The organism is Hymenobacter sp. R533113 (genome assembly GCF_056835965.1).
The window spans coordinates 87,102-102,886 of record NZ_JAKWBD010000015.1 but is presented as its reverse complement, the minus strand read 5'-3'; the positions used below and the strand labels follow the sequence as shown (position 1 = coordinate 102,886).

At 55.0% G+C, this 15,785-nt stretch carries 17 protein-coding genes and 1 tRNA gene; 12 read left to right on the top strand and 6 right to left on the bottom strand.

All coding sequences use genetic code 11. From position 1 onward, the window contains the following. Window positions 1-44 precede the first annotated feature (44 nt). Window positions 45-118: transfer RNA gene (locus MKZ35_RS21780), tRNA-Asp, on the bottom strand. A 279-nt stretch (window positions 119-397) separates the two neighbouring features. On the opposite strand from MKZ35_RS21780, the gene MKZ35_RS21775 reads away from it, so the two are divergent. The 6 genes from MKZ35_RS21775 (at window position 398) to MKZ35_RS21750 (ending at window position 4,359) form a co-directional block, all read left to right on the top strand. Then, on the top strand, window positions 398-1,348 hold the full coding sequence (locus MKZ35_RS21775; RefSeq protein WP_482515315.1) for an acetyl-CoA carboxylase carboxyltransferase subunit alpha: 951 nt from the start codon (window positions 398-400) through the stop codon (window positions 1,346-1,348). Between the two features lie 114 nt (window positions 1,349-1,462). Beyond that, on the top strand, window positions 1,463-1,882 hold the full coding sequence (locus MKZ35_RS21770; RefSeq protein ID WP_482515314.1) for an MBL fold metallo-hydrolase: 420 nt from the start codon (window positions 1,463-1,465) through the stop codon (window positions 1,880-1,882). Then, complete coding sequence (locus MKZ35_RS21765; protein WP_482515313.1) at window positions 1,819-2,304, top strand: MBL fold metallo-hydrolase; 486 nt, start codon at window positions 1,819-1,821, stop codon at window positions 2,302-2,304. The genes MKZ35_RS21770 and MKZ35_RS21765 overlap by 64 nt, the downstream gene beginning before the upstream one ends. Window positions 2,305-2,324: 20 nt before the next feature. Beyond that, entirely contained in the window at window positions 2,325-3,086 is a 762-nt protein-coding gene (locus MKZ35_RS21760) for a patatin-like phospholipase family protein (RefSeq protein ID WP_482515312.1), read from the top strand. Between the two features lie 74 nt (window positions 3,087-3,160). After that, on the top strand, window positions 3,161-3,736 hold the full coding sequence (locus MKZ35_RS21755; RefSeq protein WP_482515311.1) for a 1-acyl-sn-glycerol-3-phosphate acyltransferase: 576 nt from the start codon (window positions 3,161-3,163) through the stop codon (window positions 3,734-3,736). A gap of 71 nt (window positions 3,737-3,807) precedes the next feature. Continuing rightward, window positions 3,808-4,359, top strand: a complete 552-nt coding sequence (locus tag MKZ35_RS21750; RefSeq protein WP_482515310.1) for a hypothetical protein — start codon at window positions 3,808-3,810, stop codon at window positions 4,357-4,359. Window positions 4,360-4,645: 286 nt separating this feature from the next. Here the strand turns inward: MKZ35_RS21750 and MKZ35_RS21745 are convergent, their stop codons facing one another. Continuing rightward, complete coding sequence (locus MKZ35_RS21745) at window positions 4,646-5,305, bottom strand: DUF4159 domain-containing protein (protein ID WP_482515309.1); 660 nt, start codon at window positions 5,303-5,305, stop codon at window positions 4,646-4,648. A 204-nt stretch (window positions 5,306-5,509) separates the two neighbouring features. Here MKZ35_RS21745 and MKZ35_RS21740 point away from each other — a divergent pair, with 204 nt between their 5' ends. The 3 genes from MKZ35_RS21740 (at window position 5,510) to MKZ35_RS21730 (ending at window position 7,167) form a co-directional block, all read left to right on the top strand. Further along, the gene (locus MKZ35_RS21740) at window positions 5,510-5,884 is read left to right on the top strand and encodes a transposase (protein ID WP_482515308.1); all 375 of its coding nucleotides are present in this window, start codon (window positions 5,510-5,512) and stop codon (window positions 5,882-5,884) included. After that, window positions 5,790-6,467, top strand: a complete 678-nt coding sequence (locus tag MKZ35_RS21735) for an IS630 family transposase (RefSeq protein ID WP_482515307.1) — start codon at window positions 5,790-5,792, stop codon at window positions 6,465-6,467. The genes MKZ35_RS21740 and MKZ35_RS21735 overlap by 95 nt, the downstream gene beginning before the upstream one ends. A gap of 115 nt (window positions 6,468-6,582) precedes the next feature. After that, window positions 6,583-7,167, top strand: coding sequence for a hypothetical protein (locus MKZ35_RS21730; RefSeq protein WP_482515306.1), 585 nt, complete (start codon window positions 6,583-6,585; stop codon window positions 7,165-7,167). Window positions 7,168-7,420: 253 nt separating this feature from the next. On the opposite strand, the gene MKZ35_RS21725 is transcribed toward MKZ35_RS21730, so the two are convergent. Next, window positions 7,421-8,122, bottom strand: coding sequence for a 16S rRNA (uracil(1498)-N(3))-methyltransferase (locus MKZ35_RS21725; protein ID WP_482515305.1), 702 nt, complete (start codon window positions 8,120-8,122; stop codon window positions 7,421-7,423). 164 nt (window positions 8,123-8,286) lie between these two features. On the opposite strand from MKZ35_RS21725, the gene MKZ35_RS21720 reads away from it, so the two are divergent. After that, on the top strand, window positions 8,287-9,045 hold the full coding sequence (locus MKZ35_RS21720; protein ID WP_482515304.1) for a plasmid pRiA4b ORF-3 family protein: 759 nt from the start codon (window positions 8,287-8,289) through the stop codon (window positions 9,043-9,045). Window positions 9,046-9,139: 94 nt separating this feature from the next. On the opposite strand, the gene MKZ35_RS21715 is transcribed toward MKZ35_RS21720, so the two are convergent. After that, complete coding sequence (locus MKZ35_RS21715; protein ID WP_482515303.1) at window positions 9,140-9,925, bottom strand: S1/P1 nuclease; 786 nt, start codon at window positions 9,923-9,925, stop codon at window positions 9,140-9,142. A gap of 117 nt (window positions 9,926-10,042) precedes the next feature. Then, window positions 10,043-11,665, bottom strand: coding sequence for a phosphoenolpyruvate carboxykinase (ATP) (gene pckA, locus MKZ35_RS21710; RefSeq protein ID WP_482515302.1), 1,623 nt, complete (start codon window positions 11,663-11,665; stop codon window positions 10,043-10,045). A 249-nt stretch (window positions 11,666-11,914) separates the two neighbouring features. On the opposite strand from pckA, the gene MKZ35_RS21705 reads away from it, so the two are divergent. Further along, on the top strand, window positions 11,915-13,345 hold the full coding sequence (locus MKZ35_RS21705) for a peptide MFS transporter (protein ID WP_482515301.1): 1,431 nt from the start codon (window positions 11,915-11,917) through the stop codon (window positions 13,343-13,345). 142 nt (window positions 13,346-13,487) lie between these two features. Beyond that, complete coding sequence (locus tag MKZ35_RS21700; RefSeq protein WP_482515300.1) at window positions 13,488-13,910, top strand: hypothetical protein; 423 nt, start codon at window positions 13,488-13,490, stop codon at window positions 13,908-13,910. Window positions 13,911-14,118: 208 nt separating this feature from the next. Here MKZ35_RS21700 and groL read toward each other — a convergent pair whose 3' ends face one another. Further along, window positions 14,119-15,762, bottom strand: coding sequence for a chaperonin GroEL (groL, locus tag MKZ35_RS21695; protein WP_482515299.1), 1,644 nt, complete (start codon window positions 15,760-15,762; stop codon window positions 14,119-14,121). Between the last annotated feature and the right edge of the window lie 23 nt (window positions 15,763-15,785).

Here is a 15,785-nt window from a genome sequence, read left to right as displayed (position 1 = left end):
CCCCTATAAGTAAGGACTTATAGGGGGTTTTTCTAGCATTACTGCGGTCCGGACGGGACTCGAACCCGCGACCTCCGCCGTGACAGGGCGGCATTCTAACCAACTGAACTACCGAACCATTTACTTCGTGGGTGAACCGTTTGTTTTTCCTTTAAAGTGCTGCAAAGGTAGGAGGAGGTTTGAGACTGCACAACATGGGGGGCATTTTTTTACAGAAAAAAAGCCATTCTGCACGGTTGTGGCTGTTTTTCAGCGACATTGTTTTTTCTAAACCCAATTCAGAGTTGCTGATATCGCGGGTGGAGCGGTTTCGCTTACCTTTGCCAACTCTGAATTGAGGCAGCTTTGTCTGGCCTCAATCCCTTTTTTCGTTATCTGACGCCTATTTCATCCGGCAATGCTCCTCGATTTCGAACAACCAATAGCCGCCCTCGAAGGCAAACTACGCGAAATGCAACAACTGGCGCTCGACAGCCAGGTAGATGTATCGGAGGCCGTTGCGGCGCTGGAGGCCAAAATTAAGGCCCTCAAAAAAGAAACCTACGCCAATCTCACCCGCTGGCAGCGCGTGCAGCTCTCCCGTCACCCCGACCGCCCGTATACCCTCGACTACATTGACGGCATGGCCAGCAAGTTTATCGAACTGCACGGCGACCGTACCGTAGCCGACGATAAGGCAATGGTGGGTGGTTTTGCCGACCTGGATGGCCGCTCGGTGATGTTTATTGGCCAGCAGAAGGGTCGCAACACCAAGCAGCGGCAGTTTCGCAACTTTGGTATGCCGAACCCTGAGGGCTACCGCAAGGCGCTGCGCCTGATGAAGCTGGCTGAGAAGTTTAACAAGCCTATCGTCACGCTCATCGATACTCCCGGCGCGTTTCCGGGTCTTGAGGCCGAGGAGCGGGGGCAGGGCGAAGCAATTGCCCGCAACCTGAAGGAAATGTTTCTGTTGAAGGTGCCCGTTATCTGCGTCATCATCGGTGAAGGGGCCTCGGGCGGGGCACTCGGTATTGCCATCGGCGACCGGGTGCTGATGCTGGAAAACACCTGGTACTCCGTTATTTCCCCCGAGTCGTGCTCCAGTATTCTGTGGCGCAGCTGGGATTATAAAGAGCAGGCTGCTGAAGCGCTCAAACTCACGGCCACCGATATGATGCAGGCTAAGCTGGTGGATGGCATTGTGAAAGAGCCGCTGGGTGGTGCCCACACCAATGTGCCCAAAATGATTGATACGCTAAAGAAGACGCTTATTAAAAGCCTCGACGAGCTTAGCGCCATGCCGACGGAAGAGCGCATCAACCAGCGCATTGATAAGTTTTCGGCTATGGGAGTCGTGGAAAACAATTGACATTTAACAGGTATCAATTAACATTTGACACATGCTCCATCCTGGGGGGCAAATTTCCTAACTGCTATTTAACGCCGCCAAAACAGCTGTTAAATGTTAATTGATAATTGTTAAATGAAGGTTTACTCAATTGATACTGGCCTGTTTAAGCTTGACGGCGGCGCTATGTTTGGCGTTGTGCCCAAAAGCATGTGGCAAAAGCTGAATCCGCCCGACGCCAACAACATGTGCACCTGGGCCATGCGCAGCCTGCTGATTGAGGATGGCAACCGCCTTATCCTCATCGACAATGGCATGGGCAACAAGCAGGACGAGAAGTTTAGCTCGCATTTTTACCCGCATGGCGACGATACGCTGGAGAACTCGCTGCGCCAGCGGGGCTTCACGGCCGCTGACATTACCGACGTATTTCTAACCCATTTGCACTTCGACCACTGCGGTGGCTCGGTGGTGCGCACGCCGGGGGCAAATTGGAAGTGGCTTTCCCCAATGCCACGTATTGGTCCAACGAAGCGCACTGGAACTGGGCCGTGACGCCCAATGCCCGGGAAAAAGCCAGCTTTCTTAAGGAAAATATTCTGCCGATTCAGGAAAGCGGGCACCTGCAATTTCTCGGGCCAGATGCGGCTTCGGCGCTGCCGCAGTTTCGGGAAATCATCTTTGCCGACGGCCACACGGAGAAAATGATGGTGCCGGTGCTGGAGTATAAAGGTCGTACGCTGGCGTTTATGGCCGATTTGCTGCCTTCAGCGGGCCATATTCCGCTGCCTTATGTGATGGGCTATGATATGCGGCCGCTAGTAACGCTGAGCGAAAAGGAAGCCGTATTAAACCGTGCCGCTGCCGAAAATTGGGTGCTTCTGCTCCAACACGACCCCACTAGTGCGGCCTGCACCGTGCAGGCCGCCGATAGAGGTGTGCGCCTGGCGGAAACGCTGCGCGTGGAAGATCTTTAACTCGCTGCTATACCAGCCAGATGCGGGAAATCGGGGTGGCGTTGTCGGGAGGTGGGGCGCGCGGGATTGCGCATCTGGGTGTGCTGGCGGCGCTAGATGAGCTGGAAATTCCGATTGGCCGCTTGGTCGGAGTTAGCTCCGGAGCTATCGTGGGGGCCTTTTATGCGGCTGGCTTCAAGCCGACCGAAATATTACGCCTGTTCACGGCCATGCCGATTACCCGTTTGCTGCGCCCGGCTTTTAGTCGGCATGGGCTGCTGAATCTGGATGCGGTAAAACAACTGTTGGAAGAACATCTGGGAGCCAATTTTACTTTCGCCGATTTGCAGCGCCCACTCACGCTGGTGGCTACTGATTTGGTGGAAGGCGTGTCGGTGTACTTTTCGGAGGGGCCACTGCTGCCGGCCTTGCTGGGGTCGTCGGCGGTGCCGTTGCTCTACCGGCCGGTAGCGTATCAGGGACGGCAGCTGGTAGACGGTGGCTTACTGAATAACCTGCCCGTGGAGCCGCTGCTGGATCAGGACGTTATCGTGGTGGGGGTGCATTGCAACCCGGTGAATCCGGCGGCGCGCATCACCACGTTTCGGAGCCTGGTGGAGCGGACTTTGCTGCTGGGCATCAATGCTAATACACCCGCCCGCCGCCTGCGTTGCGACTTGCTTATTGAGCCGCCCGAGCTGCGCCACTTCCGCACGCTCAGCTACCGCCGCGCCACCGAGCTCTACGGTATTGGCTACCGCTACACGCTGAGTCTGGCGCCGCAACTGCGCGCGCTGCAATAGGTAGCAACATCGCTCAAAAATTGTCTAGTTTTAACCCTGGGGGGCTTTTTTCGTTAGCTCACCAAAAAATCCCTATGCCAAGAGTCTCTACTACGCCATTTTTCTGGTATTACTTCTCCAAATTCTGGTTTTGGATAAACGGCTGGAAGCTGGTTTCGCGGGTGCCGCCGGGTATTACCAAGGCCATGATGATTGCGGCCCCGCACACCAGTAACTGGGATCTGCTATATGCCCGCGGCTCTTTTTTTCTGATGAATGTGCCCGTGCGCTTCACCGTCAAGAAGGAGTGGGTAGATAATCCCTTTGTGGGCTGGCTGATGCGCTCTCTGGGCGCGCTGCCCGTTGACCGCAGCCGCAACAACAGCCTCGTGGATGGCATGATAAAGCTATTCCAGGAGCGCAATGAGCTGGTGATTCTCATCACGCCGGAAGGCACGCGTCAGTATCAGCCCAAATGGCGTAAAGGATTTTATTTCGCGGCAGAGGGGGCTAACGTGCCGATTCTGCTGGGGTTTCTGGACTATAAAAATAAAGAATCCGGCGTAGGCGGGCCTGTTTATCCCACTGGGAATTATGAGGCCGACTTAGAGCAGATTCAAGCTTTTTATCGGACAAAAACCGGTAGATTCCCGGAGAAAGGCGTGCGCTAACAAGCGCTTTCCTTACGTTTAACAGAGAGAAATAAGACCAGCTTTCCCACCAATTTACGCGCCCTTCTCCCATGGAAAAGATTCAAACCTTACTCATCATCTTGCTGGGCTTAGGCGTTTTTGTGTGGCGTATGGTGCAAAAAGCCCGCGAAATGGCAGCCCGCGAATCGCGGGAGCGGCCGGTGCTGCCGAAGGCTCCCGGCTTGCCTACTACCTCGTTTCAGGAGCTGCTGGAGCAGATGAAGTCGCAGAACAAAGCGGGTAATCAAACGCAGTCCACTGCCGCCAGCCGACCCACGACGCCCGCTGGTCGTTCGTTGCCCCGCGAGCAGGCACCCGTGCCGCGTAGTCTGGAGCGCACGGAGGTGGAGTCCCGCTCCTTAGAAACCATGCCGTCCGCTCGCTCCCTGGAGGCGCCCACACGCCAGCCGCGCCTGGCCGCTAGCTTACCCCGCACGACTGCTTTGCCGGCCCGGCAAGATTACTGGACCCGTCAAGCCGCGCACAGCCCCGACGAGGCCCGTCAGGAGGCCCGGCGCCGCGTGCAGGCTATGTTGCGTAGCCCCGCTGATTTGCGCGCGGCCTTCGTGCTCAGCGAGATTCTTAAGCCGAAATACGAGTAGCTACTGCTGCCCCTAGCAGTCGCTGGGGGGCAAAAAAGCTGAAAAGACGTCGCTGAAAGCCAAAATTTCGATTCAGCGATGCCTTTCCAACGTAGCGTTTTGAGCACTGTTAAACAGAACGTCATACTGACGGAAGGAAGCATCTCGCGTGCTGATGTTGCCGTAGTAACTCAACGACTGCACGCGAGATGCTTCCTGTCGTCAGTATGACAGTTACTTTGGCAACAACTACACGCGAGATGCTGCGTTTCTACTTCACATGCAGAATGCAGTATGACAATCTGTTTTAGTCCTGAGTTAGCGCGTAGGCTACCAGGTTAGCGCCCATACGCAGAGCTGCTTCGTGGGTGGCCGGTGGATCGTCGTAGGTGCCTGCGTCTTCCCAGCCGTTGCCTAAGTCGCTTTCAAAGCTATAGAAGCACACCAACCGGCCCTTATAGAGCAGGCCGAAGCCTTGTGGGCGCTTGCCTTCGTGCTCGTGCACTTTCGGCAAGCCCTTAGGAAAATCGAACTTTTGGTGGTAGATGGGGTGGGAAAAAGGCAACTCTACAAACTCCAGCTCGGGGAATACCTTCTTCATCTCGGGGCGGATGAACTTGTCGAGGCCGTAGTTATCATCAATGTGCAGGAAGCCCCCGCCCGTGAGGTAGCGCCGCAGGTTTTTAGCTTCCGCATCGGTAAAAACGACGTTGCCGTGCCCCGTCATGTGGACGAACGGGTAGGTAAACAGCTCCGGGTTGTCTAGCTCCACGGTGGCCTCGTCGGGCGCGATGTTGGTCTTTAATGTCTGATTGCAGAACTGAATCAGGTTGGGCAGACTCGTTTTGTTGGAGTACCAGTCGCCACCGCCGCCATAGTGTAGCTTGGCAATGCGGAAGCTGGGAGCCACAGGTGCAGCCGCTGTAGTGAGAAGCAGGAGGAAAGCTAAAAGGGCGTTTTTGAGCATAGGAGGTGCGGCGGATGGTGGCCGCTTTACCCTACAAAGTAACGGCTAAGCGGGAAAGTTCGATGTATACGCAGCCGTCCACGTCATCCGCTTTGGCTAAAACCGGTATATTTATGCCGACTAATACTGATTTCACTATTAAAGATGCCTATAGCGGTTACGCGAACCGTTTATCCTTTTATGACTTTTTCCGTAGGGTAAGCTATGAAACCTTATTCGCTTGATTTACGCACCCGCGTCGCCGCCGCCTGTGAGCAGGGTGGCTCCCGTCAGCAACAGGTCGCTGACCGCTTCGGGGTGAGCGTCTCCTTCATCAAGAAGTTGCGTCACCAGCAGCGCCAAACCGGCTCGTTGGCTGCCAAGCCCGCTAGCGGCGGTCCAGCCCGGACGATTTCGCCGGCCGAGCAGGCCTGGCTCGTGGCCTACGTGGGGCACCACGCGGATGCGACGCTGGCCGGGTTAAACGCCGCCTGGCAGGCCGAGTTTGGTCGCCGAGTGGGCCAGACCAGCATTTGGACCGTGCTGGACGAGCACGGGCTACGGCGCAAAAAACAACCCCGCCACCGAACGCGACAGTGAGCGGGTCTTAGCGGCGCGGGCCGCGCACGTAGAAACCGTGTGCACCCGCCCCGATGTGGCCCGGTTCCACTTTCTGGACGAGACGAGCCTGCGCCTGGACTACTGCCGCCGCTACGCCCGGGCCCCTGGCGGGCAGCGCGTAGGCCAGCCCGTGCCGTTGACGCGTGGCCGCTCGCTGACGCTGATCGGGGCGCTGTCGGTGCAGGGCTTAGGGGCGGTGCAAGTGCTGGAAGGCGGCCTCAATTACGGTAGTTTTGCCTGGTACGTGAGCGAGTGCCTGGCCCCCACGTTGCGGCGGGGCGATGTGCTGGTGCTCGATAATCTCTCAGTGCACAAACTGCCGGGCGTAGGCGAATGGCTGGCCGAGCGGGGCGTGGAGATGGTCTTTCTGCCGCCCTACTCGCCGGACTTCAGCCCCGTTGAGCAGGCCTGGAGCAAGCTCAAAACTGCGCTGCGAGCCGCCCAGGCCCGCACCCGGCAGGCGCTGGAGCAGGCCCTGCAGGAAGCCATCAACTGGATTACGAGTCAGGAGGCACGCAACTGGTTTGACCACTGCGGCTACCACACCCAATGCCCCCAATAATGGGGTAAACTGTTCACGAAACCGCTATAATGCAGATACGGTAATCTGATTTGATGCACTTGCCGCAACTACACCGATCTGAATTATGGGAATACATGTGTTAACTGCTATTAATTTGGACTCACCACAAACCTTCGGAGACCCGGAAAATTTTGCTGTTCACTATCGGACTTGTCCTGATAGATATAACTATTCACAAGACAGCAAAATGGCAATCTGTCATTTAATAATTGCCAATAACCTAATTGGACTACCAGACGAAATATGTTATTTGCCGACTTGGCTTTGCAGCTTGACTGATATAAGAAACCGTATTACAGATACAAAACATTTGCTTTTCCCAAAAGAGTTTGAAGGATTGGGTGACAGAGAGATTTTTGAAACAATTTTAAAGGCAAATCAATTTGAAGAAGAGTTTCATCCTGACTTTTTGTACTTACGTCAAGTTAACAATGGAATTTGGAGCCAACATTCGTTTACGATTGACGAGACAATAGACGGATACTTGTTCAACTTTTACGTAAAGGATGATAAAATTACATTTCTGATTGAAAATCAAACGAGTAGTTTAGATAATCACCATAGAAGCTATAAATTTCTTTTTCATACTGTACCAATTGACTTATTCTTTATAACCATTGACAAGACTACTGATTTTCTGACATACCACTATCCATATTTAAAAGACAATATCAGTTGACGGATTTTTAACAGCAGCTAACAGTGTGTTTATTCAATGCCCCCAACTGGCGCGAGCTTGTAGCTCGTGCCTAGCTCTGACGTGGAGGTTGTACCTCCACTGCCGCGTGAGCGGCAATCTGTGACTGCGCCACTTGTCAATTCGTTTTACTTGGTTCGTTCTGACGGGGGAGGCGCAGCCTCCCAGCATAGCTGGTCACGAGCTACAAGCTCGCGCCAGTAGGAGGGGCCAGTAGGAGGGCAGCCGCAAAATATTAGCGACAAAAATTTGCGATAAACACCGCCGCCAACGCGGCCGTTTCTGTCCGCAGCCGCGATTCGCCGAGGGTTACGGGCTGGATGCCCCGCGCTAAAGCAGCTTGAATTTCGGCCGGCGTGAAGTCGCCTTCTGGGCCAATGAGGACGCAGCAATTTGCCCCCCGCGCCACTACTTGCGCCAGCGCCGTTCGCTCGCCTTCGGCCAGGTGGGCAATAAAGGTGGTTTCCGGCGCTACCTCTCCCACAAAAGCGGCAAAGTCGGTCAGCTCATCCAGCTGCGGCAGCCACGCCTGCCCCGACTGTTTCAGGGCGCTGATGGCGATTTTCTCCAGACGGTCCAGTTTCAGCTCGCGCCGTTCGGAGCGGGCGCAACGCAGGAAGGTGAGCCGGTCAATGCCTATTTCGGTGGCTTTTTCCGCCAGCCACTCCATTCGGTCGAGGTTTTTGGTGGGCGCTACGGCTACGTGTACGGTATAGGCGCGGGGCGGCATCCGCTGCTCACTGGTCACGCGCAGGAGGCAGCGCTTGGGGTTGGCGTCGGCTATTTCGGCCTGAAAAATGCCCCCCACGCCATCCACCAGCGTCACGGCGCCGCCGGGAGCCAAGCGCAGGACGCGCACGGCGTGCTTGCTCTCGTCCTCGGAGAGCGTGTACGTGGTTTGGTTGGCGGACAGGTCGGGGGCGAAACAGGTGAGCATTGGTGGGCGAAGTTTGGGGCCGGCAAGATACTTTGCCGATCCGCTGATTGCGCGAGCGAAGGTTAATTTAGCTGATAATTTGGGCGCGCTTGCGTACTTTAATGCCAGGCGAAGCGCCGCTTGGCGCTGCGTTAGTTTAGGCTTTCACTTCCAACCGCCCTGCTATGGCTAATCTGCTGGAACTCAAAATTACCCTGCGCTACATCAAGCCGCCTATCTGGCGGCGCGTAGAGGTGCCCGACACGCTGACTTTCTGGGAGCTGCACTACGTGCTGCAAATTCTGTTTGACTGGCAGAACAGCCACTTATTTGAGTTTCGGCAGGGGCGGGGCAGCATCAACGAGTTTCTGACGGGCTCGCCACCCGTGGCCCCCGGCCAGGAGGACGATATGCCTGAGTGGCAGCAGGACCCCCGCCAGGTGACGCTGGACGAGATTCTGACCGCGCCCAAGCAGAAGGTGACCTACGTTTACGACTTTGGCGACTATTGGGAGCACGATATAGTAGTGGAAAAGGTGGTGCCGCTGGCTCCCGGCCACCCGACGCCCGCTGTGCGCTGCCTGGCCGGCCGCCGCGCCGCCCCACCCGAGGACATCGGCGGCTTCCCCGGCTACGAGATGCTGACGGACCTGCTGGCCGACAAAGCTGCCGGCAAGCGCAAGCGCCTGCCCAGCGAGTATGCCGGACTGGGCAAATTCGACCCCGAAGAGTTTGACCTCCCATCCTTCAACTACGACCTGGCCAATCTGCGGGGAATCGTGGCGGGGGAAGATGATTTTCTGGCCGAATATACCCGTCAGCTCGCGGCCAACCCGCCCCCTCCGCGTCAGGCTATTGACCTCAACGCCCTGCTGGCCGCCATGACGGCCGCTATGCCCGCGCTGCCCCCGGCCCCGCCAAAGCCCAGGAAACCGAAGAAATAGCTGCTGAACGCTTCAACGCAGCAAACCCCTGCCGGCCACGGCCAGCAGGGGTTTTTTCTTCCCGAAATCAAGCGGCATTCCGTAAGCCAGTCGCTTAACGGAACGCTTTGTTAAGCATTCCGGCCAGCCGAACACCAGCTTCGGTGATACGTTGCCGCATCAAATCGGCGTGGGCGGGGTAGTAGCGGTAATCGACGTCGGCGTTGTTGGGCGTGTCCTGATAGATCTGGTTACTAGCTTGATACGATTCCCACAGCCACTGCTCAGGCGGGGCAGCCTGCATTTTCCGAATTTCGCTGCCTCGCAGTTGGGCGTTGTAGGCGGTAGCCATTTCGGTGTAGGTAAGACCCTGATAATCAAGCAGGCCACTATCCCAGAGGCTATGCAGATTGGTGTCCTTACCCCGATACTTCAGTTTAATGTCGTTGCCACCTTTATCCTCGGCGTGGCCCGCGTGCAGCGGCTGATGCACATCGCCCACCAGATGCACCACGTACTTGAGCGCCGCCACGCGTTCCGCCTGCGGCTTGCTCTCATCCTTCAGAATGGCCAACTGCGCGAGCATGGCACTGTAAGCGTTCGGCACGGTTTGGGCCTTGAGCTGCAGTATGTACTGGTCTTGGTTGAGGCCGCTCGGTGTGTTTACGTAGTGCCAGGGCGCCGTTTCCTTGAACTCGGGGTAGTAGCGCACTTCGTCGGGCCAAGTGCTGACCATCGTCAGTGTTTCCGTGTTTAGCAGTTTTTGAATTTCGCGCTTGGCACTGCGGGAGAGGTGCTGTTCAGCAATTTTGCCCACGGCCCGGTGCCCATCGGCACCCCAGGCCCACAGGCTGAAAGGGGTGAGGAGAAGCAGGAGCAGCGGTAGAAGGCGCTTACGCATAAGGTTAAGAAGGGAAGGGTGAAGCAAAGAGTAAAACTAGCAGGTTTGAAGGGAACAAGACAAAAAAGCCCCCCAGCCAACAGGCTGGGGGCTTTTTTCAAACCAAATGACGCGGCGTTATACGCCGGCTTCCACGGCTACTTTGGGGGCACCCGCCAGAATTTCCTCATTGGCGAAATCGGCGTACTTCTTAAAGTTGCTCACAAATTTCTCGGCCAAAGAGGCGGCCGTCTTATCGTACGCTTCCTTATCGGTCCAGGTGTTGCGTGGGTCCAGAATCTCAGCTGGCACATTAGCAACGGAGGCCGGCACCTCTACCCCGAAGAGGGGGTGCTTCGTAAACTCCACGTCGTTCAGGTCGCCGTTGAGCGCGGCCGTAATCATGGCGCGCGTGTAGCTCAGCTTCATGCGCGAGCCTACGCCGTAGCTGCCGCCGGTCCAGCCGGTGTTGATCAGCCACACATTCACGTCAGGATTCTCGTCCATTTTCTGGCCCAGCATCTCCGCGTACTTCGTGGGGTGAAGGGGCAGGAATACGGCGCCAAAACAGGCCGAGAACGTGGTCTGGGGCTCGGTAATGCCCATCTCCGTGCCCGCTACCTTGGCCGTGTAGCCCGACATGAAGTGGTACATGGCGTGGCTCTTGTCGAGCTTGCTGATGGGGGGCAAAACCCCGAACGCATCCGCCGTCAGAAAGAAAATGTTCTTGGGCGCATCGGCCACCGACGGCTCAATGGCGTTGTCGATGAAGTTGATAGGATAAGCCGTGCGCGTGTTCTCCGTCACCGACTTATTGGCGTAGTCCACGGTGTGCGTGCCGGGCACGAAGCGCGTATTCTCGACAATGGAGCCGAACCGGATAGCGTCCCAGATCTGGGGCTCCTTTTCGCGGCTCAGATCGATAACCTTGGCGTAGCAGCCGCCTTCAAAGTTGAAAATGCCCGCGTCGGGGGTCCAGCCGTGCTCGTCGTCACCGATGAGGCCACGGTTGGGGTCGGCGGAGAGGGTGGTTTTGCCAGTGCCCGAGAGACCAAAGAAAATGGCGGCGTCGCCATCCTTGCCTACGTTGGCGGAGCAGTGCATAGGCAACGTGTTCTGCTCGTGCGGCAACAGGTAATTCAGCACCCCGAAAATGCCTTTCTTCATCTCGCCCGCGTAGCCGGTGCCGCCGATGAGGATCATTTTCTTGGTGAAGTTCAGAATGGCAAAGTTGGGCTGACGGGTGCCATCCACCGCCGGATCGGCCTCAAAGCCGGGGGCGCAGATGATGCTGAAGTCGGGCGTCCAGGTGGTGTCTTCGCCCTCGGCGGGGCGCAGGAACATGTTGTAGCAGAAGAGATTATGCCAGGCAAGCTCGTTTACTACACGCAGCTTCAGACGATAATCGGGGTTGGCCCCAGCAAAGGCTTCGCGCACATAAATTTCCTTATCGGCCAGGTATTTTACCATCTTCTCCTGTAGCTGATCAAACTTGTCAGCGTCGAAGGGAATGTTGATGTCGCCCCACCACACGCTATCCTGGGTGTTGGCATCCTTTACTACGAAGCGGTCTTTGGGCGAGCGGCCAGTGAACTTGCCGGTATCGGCCATGAGTGCGCCGTTGTCGGTGAGGGTGCCTTCGCCGCGGCGAAGGGCTTCTTCCACCAAGGCGGCGGGGGTAAGATTCAAATGAGCCTGCGCCGCCTGGGTAAAGCCCAGAGGCTGAAGGCGATGAAGAGCGTGGGTGGCGGTGTCCATCATAAGCCGATAAACAATAAATGGGGTGGGTGGGAGATGGGAATTCTTAAACAAAAGTAGTCAAAAAACCGAGCCAGACACGGCTATGCTGGGGTTCGGCAAAGCAACAGCAAATATTCACTGTCCTTTTATGAAGCTAATACCCGCCTGGGGGGCAAAAGTTGGCAGTTGCGAAACTTTTGTAGCTTTACCAACCCCCGACCGCTGTTTCAGGTTGGTTTCTCTCCCACCTCCATCTTTATCTTCTTTTACATGCAATCAGCCTCCGTCGTGCCCAGTCAGCCACCGGTTGCCGCGCAGCAAGGACACCCCAAAGCCCTGTATCTGCTCTTCTTCACTGAGATGTGGGAGCGGTTTAGCTACTACGGTATGCGGGGCCTGCTCACATTGTACCTGACGAAAACCATCCTGGCCGGTGGTCTGGAAGTGCCGGCTGCCACCGCTACTCTAATTTACGGGTACTTCACTGGCTTCGTGTACTTTACTCCCATTATCGGGGGCTGGATTGCCGACCGTTTCATCGGGCAGCGCCGCGCTATTCTTATCGGCGGCACGCTCATGGCGTTAGGGCAATTTTCCTTGTTCTCAACCACTCCCGGTAGTCCGGCCGTGGCATTTGGCCTGCCGCTGACTACCTGCCTGGGCCTGCTGCTGCTCATTATTGGCAACGGCTTCTTTAAACCCAACATTTCCACGCTCGTTGGTCAGCTCTATGAGCAGGGCGACCCGCGCCGCGACTCGGCCTTCACCATCTTTTACATGGGCATCAACATCGGTGCCTTCCTCGCGCCGCTGGTGTGCGGCTATTTCGCGGAAGATCTGTTTGCTACCAAGACGGTTGTGAACGGTGTGGAGCAGGTAAGTAATTATGGTTTCCGCTATGGCTTCCTGGCCGCTGGTCTGGGCATGGTGCTGGGGCAGATTATCTTCAACTTATTTGCCCCCCGCTTGCTTGGCCCAATTGGTCTGGCTCCGGTGAAGGTGGTGAAGGACGTGAATGCGCCGAAAGAAACCCTGTCGAAAGAAGAAACCGACCGCATGGCGGTGATTTTCATTATCACGCTGTTTGTCGTGTTCTTCTGGGCCGGCTTCGAGCAGGCCGGCAGCTCCCTCACCTTGTACACCGACAGCTACATCGACCGTGAGGTATTCGGCTACCTGATTCCAACCTCCTGGTTCCAGTCCGTAAACCCGCTGTTTATCGTGGCCTTGGCGCCTATTGTGGCCAGCATCTGGCTGAGCCTGGGCCGCAAGGGCAAAGACCTGAGCATCCCCGTAAAAATGGGCTTAGGTATGGTGCTGCTGGGTTTTGGCTTCCTGTTTATGGTAGGCGCCGTAATGGAGCGCGGCGGCGACGTAACTGATACAACGGTGAAAGCCAGTATCCTGTGGTTGCTCGCTACCTACTTTTTCCACACTATCGGTGAGCTGTGCTTGTCGCCTATCGGTCTTTCTATGGTGACGCGACTGGCTCCGATCAGCTACACCTCAGCGCTTATGGGCGTGTGGTTCCTGGCTCCTTTTGTTGCGCAGATTGCGGGTGGCTATATTGCTGCTTACGTAGAAGAGCTTGGTGCTTTGAAAGTATTCGGCCTCATTGCCGGCTTCGTTATTCTGGCTGGCTTGATTCTGATTGCCATTGCCAAGAAGCTGTTCCACATGATGCACGGTCGCGGGAACTAGCTGTTATTATATAAAAAAGCCCTCCAGACATTTATCTGGGGGCTTTTTTATGCTTTATACGTACGTTTTGGGAGCAATGTGCCGTGTATACATTTTATGGGCTTAGCGTAGAATTATGTCTGTTTACTAAGAGAACCCCTATATGGAAATCGCCAACAAAAAAATGAAATATTTCATACTAATTTTTTCGATTTTTACAATATCATCTTGTGACTCTTATTACCAAAAGCAAATTGGTGAATCTTACTTCATTAGATCTATTGATTTAAAACGCACTATGGATATTGGCTTTGGTAATAAGGAGTCGAGTGAGGGGCTTATAGATCCAACAGTTTTTGAAGTTTATTGGAATAAAAAATATATTTTAGTAAAAACACATCCAGATTTTATAGAAAATAGAAATTTGACAGAATATCATATAGTAGAAAAAGTAATATATGGCGAAAAGAGGGCCAAGGATTATATAATTGGACCTACTAATAAGGATGATTATGAGATGAAAATTAAAGAATTAAAATTGAACATAAAAGATATGGAACACATATTATATGATGATTTGAAGTAGTGGCTTATATTGGTGGATCCTCATTGGGGTTCTTTTAGTAAATGGACGTAATTCTACGCTAAGCCAACAAATGTTTACTAAGCTATCTGAAGTTTCCCAAAGCACATATATCTAAAAACGTACGGGCAATACATAAAAAGCCCCCAGACAAAGTCTGGGGGGCTTTTCTACTTATAAACGAACAGCTAAGCTAGCTGCGCGGCTGATTTTACATCATGCCGCCCATGCCACCCATACCGCCCATACCACCGGCACCGCCAGCAGATGCTTTCTCATCTTCCGGCTCATCCGAGATAACGCACTCAGTGGTCAGGAGCAGGCCGGCAATAGAAGCGGCATTCTCCAGGGCCAAACGGGTTACTTTGGTTGGGTCGAGGATACCAGCGGCCATCAGGTTCTCATAGCGGTCTTCGCGGGCGTTGTAGCCGTAGTCGCCTGAGCCTTCGCGCACCTTCTGTACTACCACCGAGCCTTCGCCACCGGCGTTGCCTACGATGCAGCGCAGTGGAGCTTCCAGGGCAGTGCGGATGATGTTTACACCCGTACGCTCGTCACCATTCAGTGTATTAACAGCAGCCAGCGACTCAATAGCGCGCACCAGAGCAACGCCACCACCAGGTACTACACCTTCTTCAACAGCAGCGCGAGTTGCATGCAAGGCATCGTCAACGCGGTCTTTCTTCTCTTTCATCTCCACTTCCGTAGAAGCACCGATGTACAGAATAGCAACCCCACCCGACAATTTAGCCAAACGCTCCTGCAGCTTCTCCTTGTCGTAGTCGGACGTGGTAGTCTGAATCTGAGCTTTGATTTCGTTAATGCGGGCCGTGATAGTAGCCTTCTCACCTTTGCCATTGACGATGGTCGTGTTGTCCTTGTCAATGATGATTTTCTCAGCAGTACCGAGGTACTCAATCGTAGCGCTGTCGAGCTTGTAGCCGCGCTCTTCCGAAATCACGGTACCACCAGTCAGTACGGCAATATCTTCCAGCATTGCCTTACGACGGTCGCCGAAACCGGGCGCCTTTACGGCCGCGATTTTCAACGAACCACGCAGCTTGTTAACTACCAGCGTAGCCAACGCCTCGCCGTCAACATCTTCGGAGATGATAACCAACGGCTTACCAGACTGAACTACCTGCTCCAATACGGGCAGCAGCTCTTTCATGGTGCTCACTTTCTTGTCGTAGATCAGGACGTAGGGGTTTTCCAGCTCCACTTCCATCTTCTCCGGGTTGGTTACGAAGTAAGGGGAGAGGTAGCCGCGGTCGAACTGCATGCCTTCCACCGTTTTTACTTCGGTTTCCGTGCCACGCGCTTCTTCCACCGTGATAACGCCTTCTTTGCCCACTTTGTCCATGGCATCGGCAATCATCTGACCGATTTCCGAGTCATTGTTGGCCGAAATAGTACCTACTTGGGCAATTTCCGAAGAGTTCTCAATCTTCTTCGACTGCGCCTTCAGGTTGGCCACTACCGCGTGTACCGCCTTGTCGATACCGCGCTTCAGGTCCATTGGGTTGGCGCCAGCAGCTACGTTCTTCGAGCCAGCCGTGTAAATGGCCTGAGCCAATACCGTAGCGGTCGTAGTACCGTCGCCAGCCTGGTCAGCCGTCTTGGAAGCAACTTCTTTTACCAGCTGAGCACCCATGTTTTCTACGGGATCAGTCAGCTCAATTTCTTTAGCTACCGTTACACCGTCCTTGGTGATGGTGGGGGCGCCGAATTTCTTGTCGATAACCACGTTGCGACCTTTTGGGCCGAGGGTTACTTTCACGGCGTTAGCCAGCTTATCTACACCGCGCTTTAGCTTGTCGCGGCCGTCGGTGTCGAATTGGATGTTTTTAGCCATCTTATTTTAAATAGAGAGGTAAT

Bases quoted from the DNA above. Each gene is read 5' to 3' on its own strand.
- MKZ35_RS21775 (WP_482515315.1), top strand. From the start codon at position 398: ATGCTCCTCGATTTCGAACAACCAATAGCCGCCCTCGAAGGCAAACTA.
- MKZ35_RS21770 (WP_482515314.1), top strand. From the start codon at position 1,463: ATGAAGGTTTACTCAATTGATACTGGCCTGTTTAAGCTTGACGGCGGC.
- MKZ35_RS21760 (WP_482515312.1), top strand. From the start codon at position 2,325: ATGCGGGAAATCGGGGTGGCGTTGTCGGGAGGTGGGGCGCGCGGGATT.
- MKZ35_RS21755 (WP_482515311.1), top strand. From the start codon at position 3,161: ATGCCAAGAGTCTCTACTACGCCATTTTTCTGGTATTACTTCTCCAAA.
- MKZ35_RS21750 (WP_482515310.1), top strand. From the start codon at position 3,808: ATGGAAAAGATTCAAACCTTACTCATCATCTTGCTGGGCTTAGGCGTT.
- MKZ35_RS21745 (WP_482515309.1), bottom strand. From the start codon at position 5,305: ATGCTCAAAAACGCCCTTTTAGCTTTCCTCCTGCTTCTCACTACAGCG.
- MKZ35_RS21740 (WP_482515308.1), top strand. From the start codon at position 5,510: ATGAAACCTTATTCGCTTGATTTACGCACCCGCGTCGCCGCCGCCTGT.
- MKZ35_RS21725 (WP_482515305.1), bottom strand. From the start codon at position 8,122: ATGCTCACCTGTTTCGCCCCCGACCTGTCCGCCAACCAAACCACGTAC.
- MKZ35_RS21720 (WP_482515304.1), top strand. From the start codon at position 8,287: ATGGCTAATCTGCTGGAACTCAAAATTACCCTGCGCTACATCAAGCCG.
- MKZ35_RS21715 (WP_482515303.1), bottom strand. From the start codon at position 9,925: ATGCGTAAGCGCCTTCTACCGCTGCTCCTGCTTCTCCTCACCCCTTTC.
- pckA (WP_482515302.1), bottom strand. From the start codon at position 11,665: ATGATGGACACCGCCACCCACGCTCTTCATCGCCTTCAGCCTCTGGGC.
- MKZ35_RS21705 (WP_482515301.1), top strand. From the start codon at position 11,915: ATGCAATCAGCCTCCGTCGTGCCCAGTCAGCCACCGGTTGCCGCGCAG.
- MKZ35_RS21700 (WP_482515300.1), top strand. From the start codon at position 13,488: ATGGAAATCGCCAACAAAAAAATGAAATATTTCATACTAATTTTTTCG.
- groL (WP_482515299.1), bottom strand. From the start codon at position 15,762: ATGGCTAAAAACATCCAATTCGACACCGACGGCCGCGACAAGCTAAAG.